This window comes from Paraburkholderia sp. GAS348 (assembly GCF_050434205.1).
Lineage (GTDB): Bacteria > Pseudomonadota > Gammaproteobacteria > Burkholderiales > Burkholderiaceae > Paraburkholderia.
Genome location: NZ_JBNPVT010000003.1, coordinates 464,990 through 489,393 on the forward strand (window position 1 = coordinate 464,990; position 24,404 = coordinate 489,393).

19 protein-coding genes are annotated in these 24,404 nt (G+C 58.9%); 15 read left to right on the forward strand and 4 right to left on the reverse strand.

The features are described 5' to 3' along the window. The first annotated feature begins 43 nt into the window (after positions 1–43). The 6 genes from P3T22_RS07570 to P3T22_RS07595 all read left to right on the forward strand — a co-directional run bounded on the left by P3T22_RS07570 (position 44) and on the right by P3T22_RS07595 (position 9,370). Complete coding sequence (locus P3T22_RS07570; RefSeq protein WP_063499488.1) at positions 44–1,447, forward strand: MFS transporter; 1,404 nt, start codon at positions 44–46, stop codon at positions 1,445–1,447. 393 nt (positions 1,448–1,840) lie between these two features. Further along, the gene (locus P3T22_RS07575; RefSeq protein WP_429324650.1) at positions 1,841–3,574 is read left to right on the forward strand and encodes a CocE/NonD family hydrolase; all 1,734 of its coding nucleotides are present in this window, start codon (positions 1,841–1,843) and stop codon (positions 3,572–3,574) included. Between the two features lie 70 nt (positions 3,575–3,644). Next, positions 3,645–4,433, forward strand: coding sequence for an enoyl-CoA hydratase/isomerase family protein (locus P3T22_RS07580; protein WP_429324651.1), 789 nt, complete (start codon positions 3,645–3,647; stop codon positions 4,431–4,433). A 186-nt stretch (positions 4,434–4,619) separates the two neighbouring features. After that, positions 4,620–6,356 carry an AMP-binding protein gene (locus P3T22_RS07585; RefSeq protein ID WP_063499485.1) on the forward strand — a complete coding sequence of 579 codons (1,737 nt, stop codon included), beginning with the start codon at positions 4,620–4,622 and terminating at the stop codon, positions 6,354–6,356. A gap of 119 nt (positions 6,357–6,475) precedes the next feature. Next, positions 6,476–8,230 carry an FAD-dependent oxidoreductase gene (locus P3T22_RS07590; RefSeq protein ID WP_063499484.1) on the forward strand — a complete coding sequence of 585 codons (1,755 nt, stop codon included), beginning with the start codon at positions 6,476–6,478 and terminating at the stop codon, positions 8,228–8,230. Positions 8,231–8,422: 192 nt separating this feature from the next. Beyond that, positions 8,423–9,370, forward strand: coding sequence for a hydroxymethylglutaryl-CoA lyase (locus P3T22_RS07595; protein WP_429324652.1), 948 nt, complete (start codon positions 8,423–8,425; stop codon positions 9,368–9,370). Positions 9,371–9,401: 31 nt separating this feature from the next. Here P3T22_RS07595 and P3T22_RS07600 read toward each other — a convergent pair whose 3' ends face one another. The 3 genes from P3T22_RS07600 to P3T22_RS07610 form a co-directional block, all read right to left on the reverse strand. Then, positions 9,402–10,085 (reverse strand): TetR/AcrR family transcriptional regulator, encoded by a 684-nt coding sequence (locus P3T22_RS07600; protein WP_429324653.1) that lies wholly within the window; start codon positions 10,083–10,085, stop codon positions 9,402–9,404. 178 nt (positions 10,086–10,263) lie between these two features. Further along, a complete protein-coding gene (locus P3T22_RS07605) occupies positions 10,264–11,337 on the reverse strand; it encodes a maleylacetate reductase (RefSeq protein ID WP_063499481.1) in 1,074 nt (357 codons plus the stop codon). A 60-nt stretch (positions 11,338–11,397) separates the two neighbouring features. After that, a complete protein-coding gene (locus P3T22_RS07610; protein WP_063499480.1) occupies positions 11,398–12,282 on the reverse strand; it encodes an intradiol ring-cleavage dioxygenase in 885 nt (294 codons plus the stop codon). Positions 12,283–12,413: 131 nt separating this feature from the next. On the opposite strand from P3T22_RS07610, the gene P3T22_RS07615 reads away from it, so the two are divergent. Continuing rightward, positions 12,414–13,379, forward strand: coding sequence for a LysR family transcriptional regulator (locus P3T22_RS07615; protein WP_429324654.1), 966 nt, complete (start codon positions 12,414–12,416; stop codon positions 13,377–13,379). 106 nt (positions 13,380–13,485) lie between these two features. Here P3T22_RS07615 and P3T22_RS07620 read toward each other — a convergent pair whose 3' ends face one another. After that, positions 13,486–13,944: a MarR family winged helix-turn-helix transcriptional regulator gene (locus tag P3T22_RS07620; RefSeq protein ID WP_335341202.1), complete on the reverse strand. Its 459-nt coding sequence runs from the start codon at positions 13,942–13,944 to the stop codon at positions 13,486–13,488. Positions 13,945–14,467: 523 nt separating this feature from the next. Between P3T22_RS07620 and P3T22_RS07625 the strand changes: the two genes are divergently transcribed. The 8 genes from P3T22_RS07625 (at position 14,468) to P3T22_RS07660 (ending at position 24,400) form a co-directional block, all read left to right on the forward strand. Beyond that, positions 14,468–15,439 carry an amidohydrolase family protein gene (locus tag P3T22_RS07625; protein WP_429324655.1) on the forward strand — a complete coding sequence of 324 codons (972 nt, stop codon included), beginning with the start codon at positions 14,468–14,470 and terminating at the stop codon, positions 15,437–15,439. Positions 15,440–15,461: 22 nt separating this feature from the next. Next, positions 15,462–16,931: an aldehyde dehydrogenase family protein gene (locus P3T22_RS07630; protein WP_429324656.1), complete on the forward strand. Its 1,470-nt coding sequence runs from the start codon at positions 15,462–15,464 to the stop codon at positions 16,929–16,931. 122 nt (positions 16,932–17,053) lie between these two features. Continuing rightward, positions 17,054–18,427, forward strand: a complete 1,374-nt coding sequence (locus P3T22_RS07635; RefSeq protein WP_063499476.1) for an MFS transporter — start codon at positions 17,054–17,056, stop codon at positions 18,425–18,427. Positions 18,428–18,570: 143 nt separating this feature from the next. After that, positions 18,571–19,035, forward strand: coding sequence for a (2Fe-2S)-binding protein (locus P3T22_RS07640; protein WP_063499475.1), 465 nt, complete (start codon positions 18,571–18,573; stop codon positions 19,033–19,035). Continuing rightward, a complete protein-coding gene (locus P3T22_RS07645; protein ID WP_429324657.1) occupies positions 19,032–21,260 on the forward strand; it encodes a molybdopterin cofactor-binding domain-containing protein in 2,229 nt (742 codons plus the stop codon). The genes P3T22_RS07640 and P3T22_RS07645 overlap by 4 nt, the downstream gene beginning before the upstream one ends. Before the next feature lie 91 nt (positions 21,261–21,351). Next, positions 21,352–21,696, forward strand: coding sequence for a hypothetical protein (locus tag P3T22_RS07650; RefSeq protein WP_429324658.1), 345 nt, complete (start codon positions 21,352–21,354; stop codon positions 21,694–21,696). Between the two features lie 272 nt (positions 21,697–21,968). Continuing rightward, positions 21,969–23,120 carry a porin gene (locus P3T22_RS07655; RefSeq protein WP_429324659.1) on the forward strand — a complete coding sequence of 384 codons (1,152 nt, stop codon included), beginning with the start codon at positions 21,969–21,971 and terminating at the stop codon, positions 23,118–23,120. A 305-nt stretch (positions 23,121–23,425) separates the two neighbouring features. Beyond that, positions 23,426–24,400 carry an amidohydrolase family protein gene (locus P3T22_RS07660; RefSeq protein WP_158515342.1) on the forward strand — a complete coding sequence of 325 codons (975 nt, stop codon included), beginning with the start codon at positions 23,426–23,428 and terminating at the stop codon, positions 24,398–24,400. Positions 24,401–24,404: the final 4 nt, after the last annotated feature.

Consider the following 24,404-nt stretch of genomic DNA (forward strand, 5'->3'; position numbering starts at 1 on the left):
GGTCGACCCCGGAACCCGGTGGTCGATCATCAAGGATGATGCGATGAAAAGCATAGGCTATGCCCAGCGGGATGTGCGCAAGATTTTTAACGATATGCCCGTGGGGCGAAAGCAGTGGACGGTGCTCCTCATCTGCTTCGCCGCAACGGCAATCGAGGGTTTCGACACGATCGTGATCAGTTTTATCGCGCCTGCAATAAGCCAGCACTGGCAGCTTTCGAGCGCGGCGCTCTCGCCTCTGGTGGCCTTTGGATTAACCGGACTGCTGATTGGCTCGATCGTTGGAGGAACAATGGCTGACCGTGTCGGTCGTCGAACGGTAAGCATCGTGGCCATCGCCTGGTTTGGAATCGCGGGTGTGATGTCGAGCGAAGCGCAGTCGATATTTCAGCTGGTTGCCTGGCGTTTTATAACCGGCCTCGGCATCGGGGCAGCGATGCCCGCTACGTCAGCGATCGTCGCGGAATATAGCCCCGACCGTTCACGGTCAGCGATGCTCGCATCGACATACTGTGGATTTCTTTTCGGTGCGGCAGCCGCTGGTTTCGTGACGTCGTCGGCTATTGGGACGTTGGGTTGGCGAGGCATGCTTGTATTGAGTGGTCTTATGCCGCTTGGCGTTGCCGCGTTATTCGCATGGCAAGTACCGGAGTCACCGCTCTACATCGTGGCCAGCCGGAAGTCCAGCGAGCAGGCGAAACGAATTCTTGGCAAAGTGTTTCCGGCCTTAGACCTTTCTGGAATGCATTTATTCATCGCCGAAACGCGCGAATCGTTCAGCGGAAGCGGGGCGCTATTGAGCGGTGAATACCGGCTCGGCACCGTGTTGACGTGGTTTACCGAGTTTGCCGGTTATCTGGCGTTCTTTCTGATTGGGAGCTGGTTGCCGACGCACCTGAAGCAGGTGGGGCTATCGATGCACGACGCCTCGCAGGTATCGTCGATGTTCCAGTTCGGTGCGCTTGGCGGGGCGGTTCTTTTCGCTATCCTCGTGCGTCGCTATAACGTGGCGTCGGTCATTTCAGTGGCTTTCGGCGCAGGCTCCCTGCTTGTCATCGCTTTAGGCATGTCCGAAACCAATCAGTGGCATACGGGCGTGGTCTTCTTGTCCGGGATAGCTGTTGGGGGCCCGCTGATCTGTGTCAACACCATTCCGGGCATCTTCTATCCCACTGCGCTCCGTGCCTCCGGTGGGGGCTGGAACGTTGCGATCGGACGGCTGGGATCAATTGTCGGTACGTCGTTGATTGGCTTGATAGTCATATCGGGCTTTCCATATCTGTTCACCTGTGTGCTGTTGTCGATACCGCTCTTGATGGCTTGCGTATGCATGACCGTCATGGCGCGAGTTCTCTCTGCGCAACGGCGAAAACTGAACGAACACGCACTGAACATCAGTACGGTATCGGCAGGGGATCCACCGTTGCCGAACACCACCATGCAGTGACGTAGGGCACCGGCAGGAGCGGCCGATTGTGCTCCTGTTTTTCCGGCACTTTGACGGCACATGGCACGTTTTTCCCCAGGAGAGTCGCGGTCCAACAACGCGGATCTCCTGAACGGGAAAATGCTGCCCGGTTGCTCGCACGTTAGGTGTACGGGCATTCAGTCCACCAAGCTTTACAAAATTGCAGACGAAGATGCTCTTTGGACTTGAAGAGGCACGTAGTTCGTCTTGCATACTTTACGAACGTGAAGTATAGTGAATTGCGGAACCTGCTTGATCGTGCGACTTTCCCAAAGAGCGAACACGAAAGCGCATGTCGGCAGGTAAGGAATATTTTCAGACCGGACACGGCTGTCTGTCGAGGCCATACGTGCCAACGAAACAGGAGGAGAGATGATTGAGCAACGCGACGTTATCGTAACGATGCGGGACGGCACCCGTCTTGCGGTAGACGTCTATCGGCCGGATGCGGATGGTAAGTATCCCGTACTGTACGCTTCGGCTCTGCACAACAAGGATCTTCAAGGTCCGGATATTGCGGATGTCTTGCCCCCGCAGCCCGCGCATGCTCCGCTCTGGTTCGGACCTATCGAAGCAGGGGACACGCGCCGCTTTCTTGCGAATGGTTATATACACGTTATTGCGCAACCGCGCGGCTCAGCCAAGTCGGAAGGCCACTATGGCGAGGAGAATACCGACCATTACGACATGATCGAATGGATCACGCAGCAGCCGTGGTCAGACGGCAAGGTCGGGATGGTGGGTATCTCGGGCTTTGCCGGTGAACAATGGCGTGCGGCGGCGCAAGGCCACCCCGCGCTCAAGGCGATCTTTCCGTACGACGCTTGTAGTGCGTACGGCGGTATGTTCGGGTTTCGGGACTTCAATCCTGGTGGTGTCGTCCACACATTCCCTTACTTGCTCGACGTTTTCAGTACTGTGCACGAGCCGCGCGGTGTGCCGGGTACGTTACCCGATGCGCAGGAGGAGCTCTGGCGCGCAGCCATGCGCAATCCCGACTACAAGATGTACATCAACCTGTACAACATCCTGACGCAGAAGGGGCAGAGAACGGGGGTGATGTACCACATCATGACGAACCCGTGGGAGCCGGACGGGACAGTTGAGCGAGCCGAAGAAGTCTTCAAGTCGATCAAGGTGCCGTTCTATACGGGTTCCGGCGCCTATGCCTACACCTACAAATTGCACTGGCTTGGCGCCCAGCATTACTTCAAGAATGTCAAACAGCCGCGTAAGCTGATCTTTACGGGTCCCGCGCATCTGGAACGGCCATTCCATCAATACCACGACGAGGTCATTCGCTGGTACGACTATTGGTTGAAGGGTATCGATACGGGCATCATGGATGAGCCCCCGGTCCGCTACTGGGTCATGGGCGCCAACGAATGGCGAACAGGTAGTGACTGGCCGTTGCCTGAAACGCAATGGGCGAAGTACTACCTCGCAGGCTGGGAGCAGCTTTCTACAGACGCCCCTCGGCCTTCGGCGGAGGTCGGCAATGCACATCGGGAGCCGGATGTCTTCACGCAAATGCCGCTCAAAAAGACATCCAGGGTTGAGCGCCTGCGCTACATGACCGATCCGCTTGCGCAAGACGTATTGGTAGCGGGGCCGATTTCGCTGACGCTTTACGCAGAGATTGACCAGCCAGACACGAACTGGATCGTCGTCCTCAAGGACGTGGGTCCGGACGTATCGGTCGTTACCGCACGCGTCGGCGAACGGACGGTTGCGGAGACGTTGCCGGAGCGTGAACTTACCCGCGGCTGGTTGAAAGCGTCATATCGCGCAACGGATCCTGACCGATCTACGCCTGCGGAACCGTTCCACAAATTGACGAAAGGTTCGATCGAGCCGGTCACACCAGGCGAGATCGTCAAATATGAAATCCAGGTGCTCGCGACGGCAAACCAGTTTAAGGCCGGACATCGAATCTGTATCGAGATATGTAGTCTCGACGTGCCTACGGGAACGGGCGCGATGACCGACGTCGAGTACATTCCGTATCACGTTACCAGCAGCAATACGGTCACTCACAAGATTTACCGGGACGCGGATCGCCCCTCACATTTGCTGCTTCCAATCATTCCCTTGAATGGACAGTAATCCTGCATTGCGAATTCCAGCGGGGCGTCATGGACGCGTGGTGACTTTGACTGAAAAACGAGGTTAGACGATGAAAAGCATACGTTTTGAACGCGACGGGAAAGTTGGGAATATCGTCCTGGCGAATCCGCCCTACAACCGGCTCGATACGCGGTTTGCACAGTGTCTCCGGGAGGCGGTTCACGAAGCTAGCGAAAGCGACATTCGGGTGCTGGTGATCCGGGCAGAGGGGCCGAACTTCAGTCTCGGTGGAGAAGTTCGCGAATGGCCAGATAAGGATCTGAACTGGTTCCGCACATTCGTCGCGGAAATCAACAGTTCGTATCGTGCAATCGAAGCGCTTCGCGTCCCGACGGTAGCGGTGGTGCAGGGCCTGGCTTTCGGCGGTGGCTTCGAACTCGCATTGAACTGTGACTTCATTGTGGCGGCGACCGACGCGGTGTTCCGATGCGTCGAGGTAACGACGGCGATGCTTCCTATTGCGGGAGCGCTGCAGCGGTTGGCCGAGCGAGTAGGGCGTAGCAACGCGTCCCGCTTCGCGATGCTGGGCGAACCGATTCCCGGCAGCGTGGCCGGAGAGCTCGGGATTGCGACGTACGTGGCTGAACCGGATGCGCTCGAACGTGTTGCTGCGGAGCTGGTTACGCGGCTTTCCGACGGCCCCACGCTGTCGTACGCAGCTACCCGCACACTGCTCAAGGTGTGGTCAAGCGGTGGCGTCAATGGTGCGGATGCCGCCATGCTGGATGTTTGCATGGACTTATACAACACCGAGGACGCCACGCGGGGTTTCATCAACTCGGCCAAGGCATTCGACGTCGACCAGGAGCCAGCGGAGATGGTCTTTCACGGGAAATAGGCTAACGTTTCCCAGTCATCAAGTTACGAAATCGTAACAATGATCAGCAATCCTGACCGTGAAATCGACCTACGCGTCTTTGCCGTGCAGCGTTCGGTAAAGTCCGGCGGCATTGCAAACACGACATAGCCTCGGTTCCACGGACTCCTGGTTAGAAACGTGTAGCAACGATTGGAGGATGGTTTCATGCATACTTTACCCGGTTCCCTTACGCTCGATGCGCCTGCCGATGGCGTTGCCTACGTAAGGGGTTCGACGGACGTTCCGTTGAGCGAGTCTACAGTCGGCCAGTTTTTAAGGGAAACAGCACGCCGGTTGCCTGATCAGCAAGCCGTGGTATTCCGCGAGCAACAGGTGCGGTGGACATGGAGGAAATTTGACGATCATGTCGATCAACTCGCCGCAGGTTTCCTGTCATTGGGAATAGGAACGGGGGATCGGGTCGGCATCTGGTCTCCGAACCGGTTCGAATGGTTGCTCACGCAGTTTGCGACGGCACGCATCGGCGCTGTATTGGTCAACATCAACCCTGCCTATCGCGTAGCGGAACTCGAGTACGCGCTGCGGAAAGTAGGATGTAAAGCGCTCGTCACTGCCGAGAGTTTCAAAACGTCGAACTACATTTCGATGTTGCTCGACATAGCGCCTGAACTGGCGTCGCAGAACCCGGACGAGTTGAGGGCCGCACGCCTGCCCGACCTTCGTGCGGTGATTTCCATGGGTGATTGGCGCGTGTCGGGCGTCATGTCATTCCACGCGGTGATGCAGCACGGAGAGGAGATTCTTCGAGACAAAGGGCGTGAGGCAATCGATAAAATCGAGCAAACACTTTCGCCCTACGACCCGATCAATGTCCAGTTCACGAGTGGCACCACCGGTAGCCCGAAGGGTGCAACGCTGACACATCGGAACATCGTCAACAACGCGCGTTTTGTCGCTATGGCGATGAAGCTGTCCGAAGCCGACTCACTTTGTATTCCTGTCCCGCTATACCATTGTTTCGGAATGGTGCTCGGCGTACTTGCGTGCGTGTCGGTTGGCGCGCAGATGGTCTTCCCGGGCGAAGGATTCGACGCAGGTGCGACTCTCGCGGCAGTCTCGGAAGAGCGTTGTACCGCGCTTCACGGGGTGCCGACCATGTTTATCGCTGAGCTTGGGCATCCGGACTTTTCATCGTTCGACCTGAGCAGTCTCAGGACCGGCATCATGGCGGGATCGCCTTGTCCTATCGAAACAATGAATCAGGTTGTGGCCAAAATGCATATGCGGGAGGTCACCATTGCGTATGGAATGACAGAGACCAGCCCCGTGTCGTTTCAGAGTGCAACCATGGATCCGCTAGATAAGCGCACCACAACAGTCGGGCGGATTCAACCTCATCTCGAGGTCAAGATCGTTGATTTCGATGGCAATACTGTACCTGTCGGTGAAACCGGGGAACTCTGTACAAGAGGATACTCTGTGATGCTGGGGTACTGGGAAGACGAAACGAAAACGCGCGAAAGCATCGTTGACGGATGGATGCATACAGGCGATCTCGCAACGATCGACGCCGATGGCTATTGCAATATCGTCGGTAGGCTGAAGGACATGGTGATTCGAGGGGGAGAGAACATCTATCCCCGCGAAGTTGAGGAATACCTCTTCAGGCATCCAAAGATACAGAACGTGCAGGTGTTTGGCGTGCCGGACGAAAAGAACGGCGAGGAGTTGTGTGCCTGGGTCGTGCTTCGGCAAGGTGAGGGTTCCACCGAGGAGGACATCAAAGACTTTTGCCGAGGGCAGATCGCTCACTATAAGGTGCCTAAATATATTCGCTTCGTGAGCGAATTGCCGATGACTGTTACCGGAAAAGTACAGAAGTTCGCAATGCGTGAGGAAATGATCCGCTATCTTAATCTGACCGAGCACAAGACCGCCTGACAGGTTCGCGAAAACCGAGCAGGTTCGCAAAAATCGAGACTCGTAAACTCGCTATGGATTAGGTATCCGAAATATATGGGCGCGGCGGGGTGCGAAAGTTTGAAAAATGGAGGTGTCGAATGTATGAAATAACCACGGATGTACTCATCGTCGGGACGGGGCCAGCCGGCTCCGCCTCTGCCGCGCTGCTTTCGACGTACGGTATCGATAACCTGGTCATCAACCAATATCGTTGGTTGGCCAACACGCCCCGAGCGCACATCACAAACCTGCGCACTATGGAAGTCCTGCGCGACCTCGGCCAGCAAGTGGAGCAGGAGGCTTACCTGCACGCGACCGATCAGGATCTGATGGGCGGGACGGTTTTCTGCGAAAGTCTGACCGGTGAGGAGATTGGCAGGGTGCCCAGTTGGGGACTGCATCCGCTGTCACGAGCGGAACGTCAATTGTCGAGTCCGACAAAGATGAACGATTTGCCGCAGACGTTCATGGAGCCGCTGCTGTTCAAGACGGCCTGCGCACGCGGTACTGAGGCGCGGATGAGCACGGAATATCTGAGTCATACGCAGACCGGAGACGGTGTGATCACGCTGTGTCGCGATCGCTTGTCGGGGGAGGAATTCACGGTCAGATCAAAATACCTGATCGGCGCAGACGGAGGAAATTCCAAGGTCGCAAAGGACGCGGCTCTGCCTTTCGAAGGGCAGATGGGTGTGCGGGGGTCGATGAACATCTGGTTCCGCGCGGACCTGTCTGAATTCGTTGCGCACCGCCCTGCAGTGTTGTACCCGATCATGCAACCGGGCGCGGAAGTGGGCGGTATCGGAATGGGCCTGATCCGGATGGTTCGGCCTTGGCACGAGTGGTTGATTGTTTGGGGTTATGACATCAATGAGCCTGCTCCGGTTGTGGACGAGGCAAAGGCCACCACGATCGCACGCCAACTGGTGGGCAAGCCGGATCTCGAAATCGAACTGTTGGGCGCGAATACCTGGACAGTGAACAACATGTACGCAACCCGCATGCAGGCGGGGAGAGTGTTCTGCATGGGCGATGCGACTCACCGACACCCACCTTCCGGCGGATTGGGCTCCAACACATCGATTCAGGACGCATTTAACCTCGCGTGGAAGCTTGCAGCAGTCATCAAGGGTCACGCAGGCGAAGCGCTTCTGGATACCTATACGGCTGAGCGTGCGCCGATCGCCAGGCAGGTCGTCACCCGCGCGAACCAATCGATTGCCGAATTCGCCCCGCTCTATAGCGCGCTTGGCATCGACAAATCGAACGACGCGGAAGTCTTGCAAGCGAATATGCATGCTCGAAGCGCGAGCACGGAGGCGGCGGAAAAGCAGCGGGAAGCCATTCGGGAAGCGTTGGCGTTCAAGCGATATGAACTGGACGCCCATGGCGTGGAGATGAATCAGCGCTATCAATCGAGCGCTGCGGTGACCGACGGGCAAGCCGAACCGACGTTCACGCGTGACCGTGAGCTGTATTACCACGCCACGACATGGCCCGGTGCGCGTCTGCCGCATGCCTGGATTTCCGACTCCCGTGGACGGCCGCACTCCACGCTTGACCTCGCGGGACATGGGCGATTCGTGCTGTTCACCGGGCTTGGAGGCGAAGCATGGGTTGAAGCTGCCTCAAGAGTTGGCGAGGAGCTGGGGTTGAAGGTCGACGTACACGTTATTGGTCCGCGGCAGCCCTATGCGGACCACACTGGCGACTGGGCTCGCGTGCGCGAAATCAGCGACAGTGGTTGCGTATTGACCCGCCCCGACCATCATGTGGCGTGGCGTAGCCTCACGTTGCCGAATGATCCGGCAGCGGAGCTTCGCCGGGTATTGGCGCAGGTGCTTTCGAGGTAAATGCTGAAGGCGAGCGTCTCGCCTGGATTCGTGTGATGACCAATCCACGGCGAGACGTATACACAATTCGAGCACCGTCGGTCCTGCTAGTGGCAGGCATGCGGTCTCATTCTTTCACGGAGCTGCTTCTGCGGTGTCGCAATCGTGCCCCATGTCGCGGGTGTTGCTCCTTGCCACGAAATGGAGTCCAAAATGAATCAACAGGAGCCTTTGAGCGCCGGCACGGTTAGTGGTCTTCCACGGCACGTACGCGTTGTTGAGGTCGGCCCCAGGGACGGTCTGCAGGCGGAAAGCAAGTTCATACCAACCGACACCAAGATTGAACTGGTCAATCGGCTCGTTGGTGCCGGCGTACGACGAATCGAAGCGGCTTCCTTCGTGTCGCCAAAATGGATTCCGCAAATGGCCGACGGCGCGGCAGTCCTGGCTGGGATCGATCGCGAAGCGGGCGTCTCGTATGCCGCACTGACACCCAACATGAGAGGGCTTGAGGCCGCGCTTGAGAGCAAGGTCGACGAGGTCGTCATTTTCGGGGCGGCGAGCGAAGCATTTTCGATGCGCAACATCAATTGTTCTGTCACGGAATCCCTCGAACGCTTTTCCCCGGTGGCACGTATGGCGAAAGCAGCGGGATTGCGATTGCGCGCCAGCGTTTCATGCTCCTTCGGATGTCCGTATCAGGGGCCGGTGAGCGTTGATGCCGTCGTCGATATGGTCAGGCGCTTTCGCGATCTGGGGTGTGACGAAATCGACATTGCCGATACGATTGGGGTGGGCACGGTACACCATGTTCAGCGGGTTGTTGAGGCGGCTGCCAGAGAGTTTCCATTGGAGTGTCTCGCCGGCCACTTTCATGACACTTATGGGCAGGCATTGGCCAATATCGTCGGCGCGCTTCAGGTCGGAATGTCGATGTTCCACGCATCCGTTGGCGGACTGGGCGGTTGCCCCTATGCCAAAGGCGCCACCGGCAATGTTGCGACAGAAGATCTGCTCTACCTGCTGGACGGTCTCGGGATTGAAACGGGAATTGACCTGGACGCCATCGTTTCGATTGGCGATTGGGTGAGTCAGGAAATGGACAGGGAGAATGGCGCGCGCGCGGGTAAGGCACTGACAGCGCGCAAGGCACGCAACTGAGCTTGGTACCTGGTGTGCCAACGGGGATCGCCTAACGTGATGCAGATGCGCCAAACACGAGCTGCTCCACGGTGCACCAATATTCTTTAGCCAGCGCCGGATCGGACGGTGATAGATTACTGGTCACCGAAATTTCCGGAGCGAAGCCCGACAGGGTCGACGTCAGACTAATCAACATGTAGTGGAAAACAATCGGGTCGACGTTGGGTACCGCGTGCTCCTCCTGGACCGCGCGGATTTGCGGCAGCAGCCAATCGAGCAGTGGTTTCAAGATGATATCCGCGAGCCATTGCAGCCGCGAGCTGTAACCTAGCGATTCCTGAAGGACGAAGCGGTGAAATTCGGGAAAGTCTACAGTGAAGCGAAACAGCGCCCTATACGCCAGCTTGAGCCGATCGACTGCACTAGCTGGGCCAAAACTGAGTAGACTTGCATCGCGTTCTTGCTGGACACGTTCGAATACATATTCGGCCACCGCCTGCCACAGAATTTCTTTGGAACGAAAGTGATAGGTAATGAGCGGATGCTGCTTCCCGATTCGTTCTGCAATGCTGCGAATACTCGTGGCCTCGAAACCCTTTGATGAAAACTCGGTAAGCGCCGCATTTAAAATGGCCGAACGAGTTTCCTGCGCACGTTGCTGCTCAGTACGCTTCAGTTTCGCCGGGCGACGCGCCCGGGCGATTCTTTCATCAGGGAGTGCTCGTGACGCCATTTGCGAATACGCTGCGACATTTTGAAACGAATATCAATGAGTCACAGTAGCATAAAATTAAATAATCTACCGATTTTAAACCAGGGTCTGCTCCATAATTATCGATTGTGTCGACAGTACTTTGTATGAGCGCTGTAAATGCACTTTTGATAGAGTGACACGCAAACCGGAACTCGCTTTACAAGCCATCATTTGGCGCGCTACCGTCGAATGCCCGCTGCAACAATGCGCGAATCGCGCCGCGTTCTAGCGGACGCGGATTCCAGTAAGCGTTGTTGCACGCAATGTCGGCGGCCTGGTCGAGTTGTTCCTCGAGCATGCCGATTTCCTTCAGTGCGACGGGCGCACCGTTTGCGCGCGCGAGTTCGTATAGACCTTGCGCGGCATTGTCGTGTCCGATCGCCCGCGCGATCCGTCGCACCGCGTCGGGCACAGCGTCGGCGTTGTACGCCAATGCGTGTGGCAGCACAATGGTGTGGGTGGGTGCGTGCGGCAGATTGAAACTGCCGCCGAGCGTATGGCATAGCTTGTGATGCAACGCCATACCGACGCTTCCGAGCACTGTGCCGCAAAGCCAGGCGCCATAGAGCGCATCGGCGCGCGCAGATGGGTCGTTGGGCTGTGCGACGATTTTGGGTAAGCTGCGCGCAAGCGCCGCGATGCCCTCTTCGGCCATCAGGCTGGTAAGAGGATTTGCATCACGCGAATACAGACCTTCTGCCGCGTGTGCGATTGCATTGATGCCGCTTGTCACTGACAGGCTTACTGGCAGGGTCAGGGTCAGGTCTGGATCGTAGACTACCGTTTTGGGCAATACGCGCAAATCAGTGCCAGTCCGTTTCAGGCCTGATTCGGTCAACCCGAATATGGGCGTCATTTCACTGCCAGCGTAGGTGGTCGGCACGGCGAGAATGGGCAGGCTCGTCTCAAGGGCAAGACCCTTCGCGAGGCCAATTGCGGAGCCGCCGCCCACGGCGATGACGCAGTCGGCATTCAGCGATGCGGCAAGCGTGCGCACTTCCGTGACCAGCTCAACCGGCACGTGCATGGCAGCGCGATCAAACACACCCGCTGCGAGCGAACCTAACTGGTCGGCAACCGCTACACCCAGTGTGCGCTGCTCCTGACTACAGAGAACCAGAGCGCGCCGTACGTGCAGCGTGTGCAATTCACGTTCGATGTGGGTGCGTGAGCCGCTCCCAAAGACGACGCGTGTAGCGCGCCCGTTATAGACGAATTCAGATGTTGACATCGTGGGTCCCTTCTTCGGTGTGCCCGTTCTCTGGCACGTGCTGCGTATCGATATGCGCGCTCATGCTCCCTGCTCCGAAGGGTTAAGAACGAAGTCATAGTCGAGCGTGTAAAACCGGGTCTCCATCGCAGTGCCGTCCGGTGCGATACCCGGCGGATGCTCGACCCAGTCGACGATCAACGTTGAGCGCACGCCGAACACGGCGTCCGAGTCGAGATACTTGTCCCCATTCCGGAACACGTGTGTAATCAAAGGTTCGTACCCTGGCGCCTTGATCCAGAAGTGCAGGTGGGCCGGGCGCCACGGATGGCGTCCGAGCGCATCAAGCATTCTGCCAACCGGTCCGTCGTGCGGAATGGGATAGGCCTCGGCGAGAATCGAGCGGAAATGAAAGAGCCCGTCAGGCAGCGTCTGCAAACGACCACGGGCTTGATACTCTACCTTTTCTTCCAGAGGGTCCCCGTACTGCACGTCGTAGTACCCGTCTTCATCGGATTGCCAGACTTCGATCGCTGCCCCGGCGACAGGTTCTCCCGAAAGACCCCGAACGCTGCCGGTAACAAAACAGGGGAGGCCTGCCGCACCGTTGGAAATATCGTCTCCGTTCGCGTATTCGGGGGCGCCTGAAACAAAGAAGGGACCAAGAACGGTTGCTTCCGTGCATTCGGCCGGCTTGCGGTTGTTCTGTGTCGTAACCAGCATCGACAAACCGAGCGTATCCGACAGAAGTACGAACTCCTGACGTTTTTGATCAGTGATATGACCAACGTCGGTGAGAAAGTTAATTGCGTACAGCCATTCATTCTCGGTCAGTTTCACGTCTCTTGCGAACGAATGCAAATGCTGGACAAGGCTCGTCATCACGGTGCGCAGCCTGTCGTTGGTACAGCCGGTCATCGCCGCGAGCACCGCCTGGGTGATGGTGTCTTCGTTGATATTGCGCATGGTCTTTCCTTGAAATCCACGTTGCTGACCTCAGCCCTTGGATGGGGTCTCTTCCTACTGTAACGGCGTTCTTCGAGGAGAAATATGAGCTATAGTAAAAACATATTTCCAGTAAGCGGAAAAGTCGTCACATGGATCGCTACACGCAAATGGAGTTCTTCGTGCTGACGGCAGACCTCGGCAGCCTGTCCCAGGCGGCGGAGCGGCTTGGCATTTCAAACGCCGCGGCGAGCCGCATGTTGAGCGCGCTGGAAGACCGGTTGGGAGCGCGCCTCGTCGAGCGGACCACGCGCCGACTATGGCTAACGGATGCAGGGCGCGAGTATCAACGTCGCTGCGTGTCGATCCTTGCTGACCTTGCCGAAGCGGATATCGCAGTCAGCGACATGGCCCAGAGGCCAAGGGGCGTGTTGCGTGTGACAAGCTCGATATCGTTCGCGATGTTGCACATCGCACCGTGGCTGCCGGAATTCAATCAACGCTACCCTGAACTCGTTGTCCAGATAACGGCGGCGAACCGTTACCCGAATTTCATCGAGGCGGGCATCGATGTCGCGATCCGCACGCGTGAGCACGAGGGCGACTCGGGCATTACTGTGCGGCGGCTCGCGCATACGCGCCGCGTGCTGGCCGCGTCGCCTGCCTATCTGGCGCAGCACGGCGTGCCGGAGACGCCCGAAGACATCGCACAGCATAACTTGCTCGTCTATAGCTACGCGGCGAACCCACATCTGTTGCAATTGAAGCGGGGCCGGGAACGACGCAACATTCCGATCAGTGCGGCGCTGGAGTCAAACGAAGGGCAGGTCATTTGCGCCGCAGGGCGCGCCGGGCTGGGGATCGTCATTCAGCCGCTGTACATCGTGCATGAGGATATCGTTGCAGGCCGGCTGATACCGCTATTGAGCGACTGGGAGTTGCCGCCTCTGACGATCAACCTCGCATATCAGAGCCGGCGGAACCAGCCTGCGAAAATTCGCGTGTTTGCGGATGCATTGAGCGAGCATGTCAAGAAACAGGATCTGGAAGCTCGCTGGAACACCGTGCCGAAGATTGCCTTCAGCGCACGCACTTCGCAGACAAACCAGGCCCGCTAATGGTCCAGCGAACGTGGCAAATCCAATCGAGGTCGTCGCGGCCGCCGTGGGATGCGTCAACTGGAACCGTTGACTCCGCGCAAAAAAACCGACCACTGGAGCGAGGTTAAGGCAGATCGTCAAGCGCGCCTGAGTTTTCGTACAACCTGAGCAACATGGAGCGCAACACCTTGACGTCGCCTGCGGCGAAGCCTGAGAGAACCACCGACTCATGGCGCTTTGCGACAGGGACGATGCGCAGAGCAAGCTCTTCTCCCCTTTCCGTTAGAACGACCCTGATCGACCGTCCATCTGTCTCACTCCTCTCCCGTCGCACCAACTCCTGCCCCTCGAGACGATCGATGATTCTGGAGAGCGCCGAAATATCCGATGATGCATGGACAGACAGTTCAGACAAAGTCTGACCCGGAACATACAGAAGCGAGGCACAGACTCGCCACTCGCTGAGGTTCAGGCCAAACGGTTTAAGTGCCTTCGAGAACGCGTTTCCCATTCGGCTGGTGGCACGTGCCATCAGGAAGGGAATCGCCTTTTCCAGTTCTTCTGGTCGCTTTGGAGTGTTCACGATCGTCGCCGGGATTGAGGGTTTACGTGAGCCAATATGTTTGATAATTCAATTATACCTTGCGCCCCAGTAATTGAATAATCAAATAATACGTCACCCGACTTAACCTGTGCGGTGCGATAGCGCCAGCGTTCTCGCACAACTTGAGCACCATCGAGCGAAGCGTCCGACCATCTCCTGCGGTGAAACCTGAAGGGGCCACCGACTCATGGCGTTTCGTGGCCGCAACGATGGGGGGCGCAAATCCTTCTCCCTTTACCGCCGGGACAACCCCGATCGACCGTCTGCCAGTCGAGCTCCGCTCGCGTCTCACCGGTTCTCGACTCTCGAGACAGTTGACGATTCTGGAAAGAGGCGAACTGGCCCAGGGTTTACATGGGGTATACGTACTTGAAAAATCAAGTAAAGTTCGGCACATATAGTTGAAAAATCAAATATCTCGCCGGGCGGGACAAACCCATGTGATGCCCCTCATCGTCCTTTTCACAGATGAGGTTGCGACGCGTTGAATTGGAGCAGATCAATGAGAAACAAGATTGCGCTTGAAGAGCACTTTGCGATAGACCTCACCATTGAGCAGTCGAAAATTTATGCGCCTGGTGCTGTTTGGGAAATGCTGAAGTCCAATCTGATGGACATTGAGCAGCAGCGACTCGAGCGCATGGAGCAGGGCGGAACGGAGTATTCGATCCTGTCGCTCAACTCACCCGGCATCCAGGGTATCCCGGACGCCAAACAGGCGATTGAAGTCGCGAGGCGGGCCAATGATGTCCTCGCTGAACACGTTGCCCGTCATCCGTCTCGCCTGGGCGGATTCGCCGCGTTGCCAATGCAGGACCCCGAAGCAGCGGCACGTGAACTCGAGCGCAGCGTAAAGGATCTCGGTTTCCATGGCTTCATGGTGAATGGCTTTTCCCAGGTGGGCGATGCGGAAAATGTCGTGTACTACGACGCTCCGCAGTTCGCCGATTTCTGGGCGAGCGCAGCGGGCCTCGGCAAGCCTTTCTATATGCATCCGCGGGATCCGCTGCCATCGCGTGAACCGATTTACGACGGTTTTCCGTGGCTGACCGCGGCGACCTGGGCGTTCGCGGTGGAAACGAGTATTCACGCGCTGAGACTGATGACGTCCGGTCTGTTCGACCGCAATCCCGGGTTGCAGATGATTCTTGGCCATCTCGGCGAGGGCATTCCGTACAACGTCTGGCGCATCGACCACATTCTCAAAAAGGCGCCACGAGGGCTGCCGTGCAAGCGCAGCGTGGGCGAATATCTCCAGGAGAACGTCTACCTCACGACGAGCGGGAATTTCAGAACGCAGACGCTTCAGTCCGCGATGCTGGAGGTTGGCAGTGACCGGATCATGTATTCGGTCGACTACCCGTTCGAAACGCATGACGAGGCGTCACAGTGGTTCGACACGTGCTCGATCAGCGAAACCGATCGCGTGAAGATTGGACGGGAAAACGCACGGCGTCTGTTCGGTCTTGAATGATTCGGGAAACAGGAGAAACAGGATGTCGGTGACAGAATTGGCGCCAGCAAACGTGTGGCATAACAAAATCTATAGTGGCGGATGGAAACCTGGCGGCGCGGGTACGATCCCGGTGACCGAGAAGGCTACCGGCGCGGAAATGGGATCGATCGGCTGTGCGTCCGCCGCCGACGTGTCCGCCGCCGCCGCTATCGCGAAAGAGGCGCAGTCTGCCTGGGCCGCGAGACCAGGTCCTCAGCGTGGGGATATTCTGCGTGAGGTCGTTCGTTTGCTGCATGTTCATCGTGACGAGATTGCACTTCAGATTGTCCGCGAGACCGGGTCGATACGGCAGAAGGGGCAGATGGAGGTACAGATGGCGATTCGGGAGATCCTCGAAGGTGCCGCGTTGGGCAGCCGGCCATCGGGCGTGATTACGAGCAGCGACGTGAAGGGGCGGCATAGCGTTGCGCGCCGGATTCCCCTGGGCGTGGTCGGCGTCATTACGCCGTGGAATTCCCCCTTCATCCTGGCCGCACGAGCCATCGCGCCTGCGCTCGCAACTGGCAACGCCGTGCTGCTCAAGCCCGATCCTCAATCGCCGGTCAGCGGCGGCGTCCTGTATGCGCGGCTGTTCGAGGCTGCGGGGCTGCCCGAGGGGCTGTTGCATGTCCTTCCCGGTGGCGCGGAAACGGGTGACGCCCTGGTGCGGGATCCGTTTGTCAACATGATCAGCTTCACGGGATCCACGCGGGTTGGGCAAGCGATCGGCGCAGTAGCGGGCGGCCTGCTCAAGCGAGCGAACCTCGAACTCGGTGGCAAGAATCCCTACGTCGTACTTAGCGACGTCGATGTCGAAGCCGCGGCGAGCGCCGGGGCATGGGGATCGTTTTTGCATCAGGGTCAAATCTGCATGGCCGTGGGCCGGCATCTGGTTCACGAAAGCATTGCCGACGCCTACATTGAAAGCCTCGTCAGGCGAGCCAGGGCGCTGACGGTGGGAGATCCCTTCAAGGACAATGTTCACCTGGGCCCCATCATCAATGAACGGCAGGCCGCAAACGTCGATCGCATCGTAGCGGACTCTGTAGGCCAAGGTGCGAAGATTCTCGCCGGTGGGTCCCGCGACGGGCTGTTCTTTAAACCGACCGTCATGGTGGACGTCTCGCCGGGAATGCCTGCGTTCGAGGAAGAGATCTTCGGTCCCGTCGCCGCAGTGACCGTGTTCAAGAACGATGACGAAGCGGTAACGCTCGCCAATCAGACCCGGTATGGCCTGGTTGCGGCAGTGGCTTCCTCCGATTTGCGGCGAGCCCAGCGGATCGCGGACCGACTGCACGCCGGCATCGTCCATATCAATGACCAGACGGTCAATCACGAGGTGTTTGGCCCGATGGGCGGTCTGGGTTTGTCCGGCAACGGGCATAACTACAGCACCCTGACCAACGCGGACCAGTTCACGGAATGGCAGTGGGTGACAAGCCGCGATGATCTTCCGGCTTATCCGTTCTAGCAAGGTGCTGTGCCGGGCTCGCCGGATACGGGCAAGGATTCGCGTCACCCGGCGGCAATGTTGAGAAGACAGAAATGACCCATTGGCAGATGATTTCATGCTCAAACGGAGCGAGGTGAATAGTGACTCCTGATACTGCGCAGCGAGTGGAAGAGGCGCCTGCTTCGATCGTCGACATTGGCGCGCTGATCGATGGCCAGCCGTTGAGCACCTTTCAGAAATGGATCATGGTAATGATCGGGTGTTCGGTGGTGATGGATGGGTTCGACGTGCAGACAATGGGTTTTGTCGCACCTGCGATTGTCCGGGCGTGGGGCATCAGCGCGGCCGAGCTCGGCCCCATTTTCGGCGCCGGCTTGCTGGGGATGCTCGTGGGCTCGATCGTTCTCGGCGCCATGGCCGATCGCGCGGGGCGCCGGCCGGTGCTGATCGGCGCGACCGTCTTCTATGGCCTATGCATGCTCGGTACCACCCTGGTTCAGAGTGTGCCGGAGTTTCTTGTCATTCGTTTCTTGACCGGTTTCGGTATCGGTGGCGTGATGGGTAACGCTATCGCGCTGGTCAGCGAGTACAGTCCGCAGAAACATCGGGCGTCGCTGATGACATGGGTCTCGTGTGGCTTCACGGGTGGGGCAATCGCTGGAGGGATCCTCTGCGCGACCCTGCTCCCGTCGATGGGCTGGAGGTCGGTGTTCCTCGTTGGGGGCATATTACCGCTGGTCATTGCCGTCGCGATGGCCAGGTATCTGCCAGAATCGCTCCAGTTGCTGGTGATCAGGCAGCGCAGCCCGGAAAGGGTTGCTCGGTGGCTCGCGCGAATCGCGCCGAACGTCCAGGTCGGTCCGGCGACCCGCTTTGCCGTTCACGGGCAGCCGCAAGCGAAAACCTCAGTTGGCGAGCTCTTTCGCCATGGCCGCGGCACGATGACGCTGTTGCTCTGGGGTATCAACTTCGCGAACCTGCTTGATCTCTTTTTCCTGTCGAACTGGCTTCCGATGCTTTCCTTGCGAGTTGGCCACGAGGTGTCGACGGCTGTGCTCATCGGTACCTCATTGCAGATCGGCGGTACTGCGGGTGCGCTGCTGTTGGGCCCATTGATGGACCGCTTCGGTTTCTATCGTGTTCTGGCGCTCAGCTTTCTGGTGGCGACGTTTTCGGTTGCATCCGTCGGTCTGCCTGATCTCTCAACAGGATTGCGCTATGCCGTCGTGCTGATAAGCGGCATCTGCATTGTAGGCGGGCAGCCGGCGGTCAACGCGTTGACCGCGACGCTCTATCCAACCTCGCTGCGGGCCACCGGGGTGGGCTGGAGTCTGGGAATTGGCCGGGCGGGTTCAATTATCGGTCCTGTAGTTGCCGGGCAATTGATCAAACTGCAGTGGTCGAACACCGCGCTGTTTGTCGCGGCCGCGGTGCCCGCACTGGCATCGTGTCTGATGCTTGTTTTCCTCAGCCGTGTTTCGGCGCGAAATCGGATCGATTGCGTCGAGTGTTAGCGGGGCAAGCTCGAACTTGCGAGAATATCTCGATCATTAAATTAGTATTGCCAATATAAAAATAGTATTCGCGATAAAAGTTTCGGCGTCGGGTTTTTGATCCACAAAAAATGCATCAGGGATGAGAATTCAAGGGAGATGACATGGGCATTTCGATCGCGGTGAATGGCAAGCGACACTTTCTGACGGTGGCAGCTAATACCCCACTGCTCTACGTGCTGCGCAACGATCTCCAGTTGAACGGTCCAAAGTTCGGTTGCGGCGAGGCGCAGTGTGGTGCATGCACGGTCATGGTCGGCAACGATGCGACGCCCTCATGTGTTTTTCCGGTCGGTGCGGTAGGCGCGGCTCAGGTGACTACTGTCGAAGGCCTGGGCCATGGCGAACGGCTTCATGCGTTACAGAGGGCCTTCCTCGCTGAGCAGGCCGCACAGTGCGGCTATTGCTCGAGCGGGATGCTGATGGCCGCAAAAGCGCTGCTGGAACGAATCCCCGATCCGGACCCGGCGGCCATACGGCGCGAGTTGGCCGGCCAGAAATGCCGGTGTGGCGCGCACAACCGAATCGTCCGTGCGATTCAGCGCGCAGCGGCGGAGTTGCGCGGATGAACACCTTAAGACTTTCTCGACGCGCGTTCGGCAAGCTGGCCGGGGCGGTGGTTGCGACGTTCTCGCTGGCGCCATTTTCAGAGTTTGCGCGGGCCGAACCGGGGCTCCCGGTTGATCTTCGCGCCAATCGCAGGCTTGACGGTTGGATTCGAGTCGACGACCAGGGCACGGTCACGATCTTCACGGGAAAGGCTGAGCTGGGGCAGGGTATTCTCACCGCGCTCTTACAGATCGCCGCGGACGAACTCGATGTGGATTTGGCTAGGGTGCGCATGATTTCCGCGGATACGGCTCGCAGCCCGAACGAGACCTATACCTTCGGCAGCCAGTCGGTCGAGCAAGGCGGGGCGGCGTTGCGCGCTGCCGCGGCCCAGGCGAGGGCGGTCCTGCTTGGCGTGGCAGGCCAGCGATTCAACGCTTCGGCGGCAGATCTTCGCGTCGAGAACGGGGTGATTCTGACCGCCGACGGCCGCCGCATGACCTACGCGGAGATCGTGAGGGACGAACGCGAGCTTCTCGCGCGCGAGGTGACCGCGGACGCCACGCCGAAGCGTCCGTCGGAATACAAGCTGGTCGGCAAGTCAGTGCCGCGCATAGACTTGCCGGCAAAGTTCACCGGTGGTGCGGCATTCGTTCAGGATATGCGTCTGCCGGGCATGCTTTTCGGCCGCGTCGTGCGGCCTCCGAGGTATGGCGCGCAGCTGGTTTCGCTCGACGATGCATCGGTCAGGGCGCTCGCGGGTGTAGTTGCCATTGTTCGCAATGGCAACTTCCTCGGTGTTGTCGCCGAGCGCGAAGAGCAGGCGATAGCCGCGCGCCGTGCGTTGCAGGAGGCGGCGCAGTGGAGTGCGGATTATGTCGCGTTGCCGGACGTGGACCATCTCCAGCCGGCATTGCAACGCTGGCGAAGCGAAGATGCCGTGGTTGGCGAATCGGGACAGAATACGCCCGCGCCCGATAGCGCGACGCAACTGGACGCTACTTACTCTCGCCCCTACCTTTCCCACGCGTCAATTGGGCCGTCGTGTTCCGTTGCGCTGCTCAAGGACGGGCACATGACCGTCTGGTCTCATACGCAGGGCGCGTTTCCGCTGCGCGGCAATCTCGCTACGGTGCTTGAAATGCCCATGAACGCGGTCGACGTGGTGCACGTGCCGGGTTCGGGTTGCTACGGCCACAATGGTGCTGACGATGTGGCGCTGGACGCGGCGCTGCTTGCTCGTGAGGTGGCGGGGCGGCCGGTCAAGCTTCAATGGATGCGCGATGACGAATTCGCATGGGCGCCAATCAGTCCAGCCATGGTGATGCGGGTCAAGGCAGGCCTTTCCAGGGAAGGCCGCATTGTCGACTGGAACTATGAGGTATGGAGCAATTCGCACGCAATGCGGCCGGGCCAACCCGGTGGGGTGAATCTGCTGGCCGCGTGGCACCTCGCCAAGCCCTTTCAGCCGTCGGCGCCCGTACCGATTCCACAGCCATACGGCAATGGCGACCGCAATGCAGTGCCGCTCTACGATCTGGCGCGCAAGCGAGTGACGAACCATCTGCTGCTGGACTCGCCGATTCGCACGAGTTCGCTCCGCACGTTGGGCGCTTACGGAAACGTATTTGCGATCGAGTCGTTCATGGACGAGTTGGCGCTCGCGGCAAATGCCGATCCGGTCGCGTTTCGCCTCGCGCACCTCAGTGATCCGCGTGCGATTGCCGTGGTGCGGGAGGCGGCAGGCCAGTCCGGATGGCAGGCCGGGTTGAAGGGCGACGGGCAGCGCGGGCGCGGCTTCGCGTATGCCCGTTACAAAAACATTGGGGCGTACGCGGCGATCGTCGTCGAGGTGCACGTTGACCGCTCCACGGGATTGGTCAGTGTGACAAAGGTAAATGCGGCGATCGACGTGGGTCGCGTGATCAATCCTGACGGTGTGAAGAATCAGATCGAGGGTGGCATCGTCCAGGCATTGAGCTGGGCGCTCAAGGAGCGCGTCATGTTCAATCACACCGAAATCACTACGCGTGGTTGGCAGGACTACCCAATCCTGAGCTTCGCCGAGGTGCCCCCGATCGACGTGGTGCTGCTGGACATTCCGGATGCGGCTTCCCTGGGCGCAGGCGAATGTTCGCTCGGCCCGACGGCCGCCGCGCTAGCGAACGCGGTGGCCCATGCAAGCGGTGCCCGCATGCGCGATCTGCCTATGGTGCCGGCCAAAGTTCTCGAAAGTCTCGTCTGATGTGTGCTCGCCCCCGATCGGGGGCGAGTTGAATATGACACAGCCTTGAAGCTGCGTCTGGTAGACAAGAAATAGAAACAGGAGATCGGGTTTGGATACTCAAGTCATCATTGTCGGAGCCGGACCGGTAGGACTGACGCTTGCGATCGACCTTGACGCGTCGCTGGGATACCGCGCCTGGTTGGCCGAGGTGCGCCCGGAGATCGGAGACGATACGCCCTCTGGGGCGGCTGCTCGCGCTCACCTTGCCGAAGTGGCGAACGTGGAGCAGCGCAAGTCGAATGAAATGATCGGCGCAGAGCTGGGCTATCGCTATGTGGACTCACCCATTATTGACAACGTGCCGGGCGGCCCGCAGCACGATCTGCGTGCCTATCTTCCCACTGCCTGGCCGGGCGCGCGACTTCCCCATATGTGGCTCTGCGCGCGAAGGTGACCGGCCTTAGCAACATGAACCGCGCATCGGATTCGATCAGCCGCCGCTGATCGAGCCGGGCTGAATCGAATCGATATTCGATCGGCCCTACGTTGCAGGCCCGACGCGCGACGGCGCAGGTGTGCCGTCGCCTTGTTGGGTGCTTCACCCGGAAGCACCGCGTGACCTTGTACCTAACCGATGACGAAGGCCTCGCCTATACGTCCGGGCAGAGCGTGAGTTACGGAGATCAGTATAACTTATTAAATTGAACCAGAATTGGAGGCAGACAAATGAGTTCACAGTTGAATCGGGCCAGAGGTGGCCATTCATGGCGCCAGGTGTTTGGGTGGGCGTTCTCGTTTCTTGCGGCGTTTGCGTCGAGCGCATCGCATGCGCAGAGCTCTGTCACGCTATATGGGGTCATCGACACCGGCGTTGAATATGTGACAAACGTCGGTCCTCAAAAATCCAGTTCAGTGCACATGCCCTCTCTCACGGCGTCGCTGCCATCACTGTGGGGTCTCCGTGGCAAAGAGGATCTGGGTGGTGGTCTGAAGGCGATTTTTGTATTGGAGTCGGGCTTTGCGCCAGCACAGGGGACGCTGAATCAAGGGGGGCGTCTGTTTGGCAGGCAGGCCTATGTCGGGCTTTCCGGGCGGTGGGGGACCTTGACCCTCGGCCGTCAATATTCGCAAATCTTTTGGGCGGTATTAACGGGCGACACGCTGGCGCCGAATATCTTTGCCGCTGCCGATCTGGACCCCTACTTGACCCAGCCGCGCGTTGACAATGCGATCGCCTACACCTTCACCTCATCGGGCCTGACCGTGGCCGTGACATATTCGCTCGGACGCGACGCGGTGGATAGTGCGCCGGCCGGAGGGTGCGCCGGCCAGTCGCCGACCGACTGGCGAGCGTGCAAGGCAATGTCTGGCATGGTGAAATATGACGCGGGGAAATGGGGCGTAGCGGCGGCCGTCGATCGCAACTATGGAGGGGGCGGCACCGGCTCGCCCCTGCCGCATAGCTCGCAAACCGATACGCGCGCCGTCATCGATGGCTACGTGAAGTTTGGCAACTCGACCTTGGGCGCGGGATTCCTTCATCGGATCAATCACGGCGTGCAGACGCCGGCCATTTTCGATGCGACCAGCAACTACTGGTGGGTCGGTGGCTCCTATCTTCCCCTTCCGGATATTGCTCTTGACGCACAGTTCGGCCATATCACCGTGAGCGGCCACGCCGCAGGGGGCTCCGTGATCGCAGCGCGCGCGATGTACTTTTTCTCCAAGGCCACCTCGGTGTACGTCAATGCAGGGCGTGTGTTCAATCAGCGCAACGCAGCGTTCTCGATTGACGGTGGTGTGGTCCCGCCCGCTTCGACGCCGTTGCCCGGCGTGGATCAAACCGGCGCGATGGTGGGTATTCGCCACCTGTTCTAAATGGTGCGTGGCCGCTCGATACCGCTGCACAGTAGGCCTGGGCCGGTCGCCGAGGCGGCGGCCCTGCGCCTTCTGACCATGCGTCGCTAATTCCTGTGTTACGACATACCTTGACTCTATACTTTCCATATGTATAGTATTGCGCAGGGACTGGTCGGGCCTATGCCACTTGCGCGGCATAGGCGCCGATAGCGAGTTCTGAACTGCCGTCGATCATTTCGGGTCGGACCAATGCGCCGGCCTTCATGATTGGCGGCCGCGCCGCCGAACTGATCAAGGCTGTCCATTAACGCAGGAATATGACCATGTCCCTCACTATCGACGTTCACCACCACTTCCTTCCCGACGTCTTCTGGCGCGCAACGAACGACGCGCACAGCCCCGTCGGCGGCATCGTGCCCGCGCCCTGGTCGAAGGAGTCCACGCTATCGTTCATGGATGACGCCGGGATCGACGTTGCGATTACATCCATCAGCACGCCAGGCGTCCATATGGGCGATGATGCCGCCGCCCGCGATCTTGCCCGCCGCGTGAACGAACTGTCGGCAGAGTTGATCCAGGAGCGTCCCGACCGCTTCGGCGGATACGCGGCACTGCCGTTGCCCGATGTCGACGGTGCGTTGCGCGAGTTGGAATATGCTCTGGACGTTCTTAAGCTGGATGGTGTCGTCCTTTTTTCCAATGCGCGCGGCATTTATCTCGGCGATACGCGATTCCGTCCGCTGTTCGACGAGTTGGAAAGGCGCGGCGCTGTCGTCTTCGTGCACCCAACGTCGTCCCCAGACGCCGCCGCCCGCAGCCTTGGACTGCCGGATACGCTGATCGATTTCACTGCTGACACGACGCGAGCGGTGGCGCAACTCCACTATGGCAATACCTTCGCACGCACCCCGAACGTGAAGTACATTATTTCTCACGCCGGCGGCACGATTCCCTATCTGGCAGCACGTTTTTCAGTCGTCGACGAGATGAGTGTGATCCCCGGTGGTGAAGAGCGCGGGACCGCTGCGGACACGCTTCGCAGGCTCTATTGGGACACGGCGGTGTCGTGGCAGCCAGCTGTCCTGCAGATGCTTCGTTCTGTAGTCGGCATGGACCAGGTGCTTTTCGGCTCCGACTATCCGTATCTTCGCCGAGATCTAGCCGTCGCTTGCCGCCATGAGGTCGAGACAGGCGCGGGGCTGAACAGCGACGAAAGCCGGGCGGTCCTGGCCGATAATGCGCTGAAGCTGTTCCCGCGGCTGGCGGCGCTGAGGGCGACCGGGAAGGAAAGCGCCTGAACGC

Coding starts and splice junctions, on each gene's coding strand:
- P3T22_RS07570 (WP_063499488.1), top strand. CDS start 44: ATGAAAAGCATAGGCTATGCCCAGCGGGATGTGCGCAAGATTTTTAAC.
- P3T22_RS07575 (WP_429324650.1), top strand. CDS start 1,841: ATGATTGAGCAACGCGACGTTATCGTAACGATGCGGGACGGCACCCGT.
- P3T22_RS07580 (WP_429324651.1), top strand. CDS start 3,645: ATGAAAAGCATACGTTTTGAACGCGACGGGAAAGTTGGGAATATCGTC.
- P3T22_RS07585 (WP_063499485.1), top strand. CDS start 4,620: ATGCATACTTTACCCGGTTCCCTTACGCTCGATGCGCCTGCCGATGGC.
- P3T22_RS07590 (WP_063499484.1), top strand. CDS start 6,476: ATGTATGAAATAACCACGGATGTACTCATCGTCGGGACGGGGCCAGCC.
- P3T22_RS07595 (WP_429324652.1), top strand. CDS start 8,423: ATGAATCAACAGGAGCCTTTGAGCGCCGGCACGGTTAGTGGTCTTCCA.
- P3T22_RS07600 (WP_429324653.1), bottom strand. CDS start 10,085: ATGGCGTCACGAGCACTCCCTGATGAAAGAATCGCCCGGGCGCGTCGC.
- P3T22_RS07605 (WP_063499481.1), bottom strand. CDS start 11,337: ATGTCAACATCTGAATTCGTCTATAACGGGCGCGCTACACGCGTCGTC.
- P3T22_RS07610 (WP_063499480.1), bottom strand. CDS start 12,282: ATGCGCAATATCAACGAAGACACCATCACCCAGGCGGTGCTCGCGGCG.
- P3T22_RS07615 (WP_429324654.1), top strand. CDS start 12,414: ATGGATCGCTACACGCAAATGGAGTTCTTCGTGCTGACGGCAGACCTC.
- P3T22_RS07625 (WP_429324655.1), top strand. CDS start 14,468: ATGAGAAACAAGATTGCGCTTGAAGAGCACTTTGCGATAGACCTCACC.
- P3T22_RS07630 (WP_429324656.1), top strand. CDS start 15,462: ATGTCGGTGACAGAATTGGCGCCAGCAAACGTGTGGCATAACAAAATC.
- P3T22_RS07640 (WP_063499475.1), top strand. CDS start 18,571: ATGGGCATTTCGATCGCGGTGAATGGCAAGCGACACTTTCTGACGGTG.
- P3T22_RS07645 (WP_429324657.1), top strand. CDS start 19,032: ATGAACACCTTAAGACTTTCTCGACGCGCGTTCGGCAAGCTGGCCGGG.
- P3T22_RS07655 (WP_429324659.1), top strand. CDS start 21,969: ATGAGTTCACAGTTGAATCGGGCCAGAGGTGGCCATTCATGGCGCCAG.
- P3T22_RS07660 (WP_158515342.1), top strand. CDS start 23,426: ATGTCCCTCACTATCGACGTTCACCACCACTTCCTTCCCGACGTCTTC.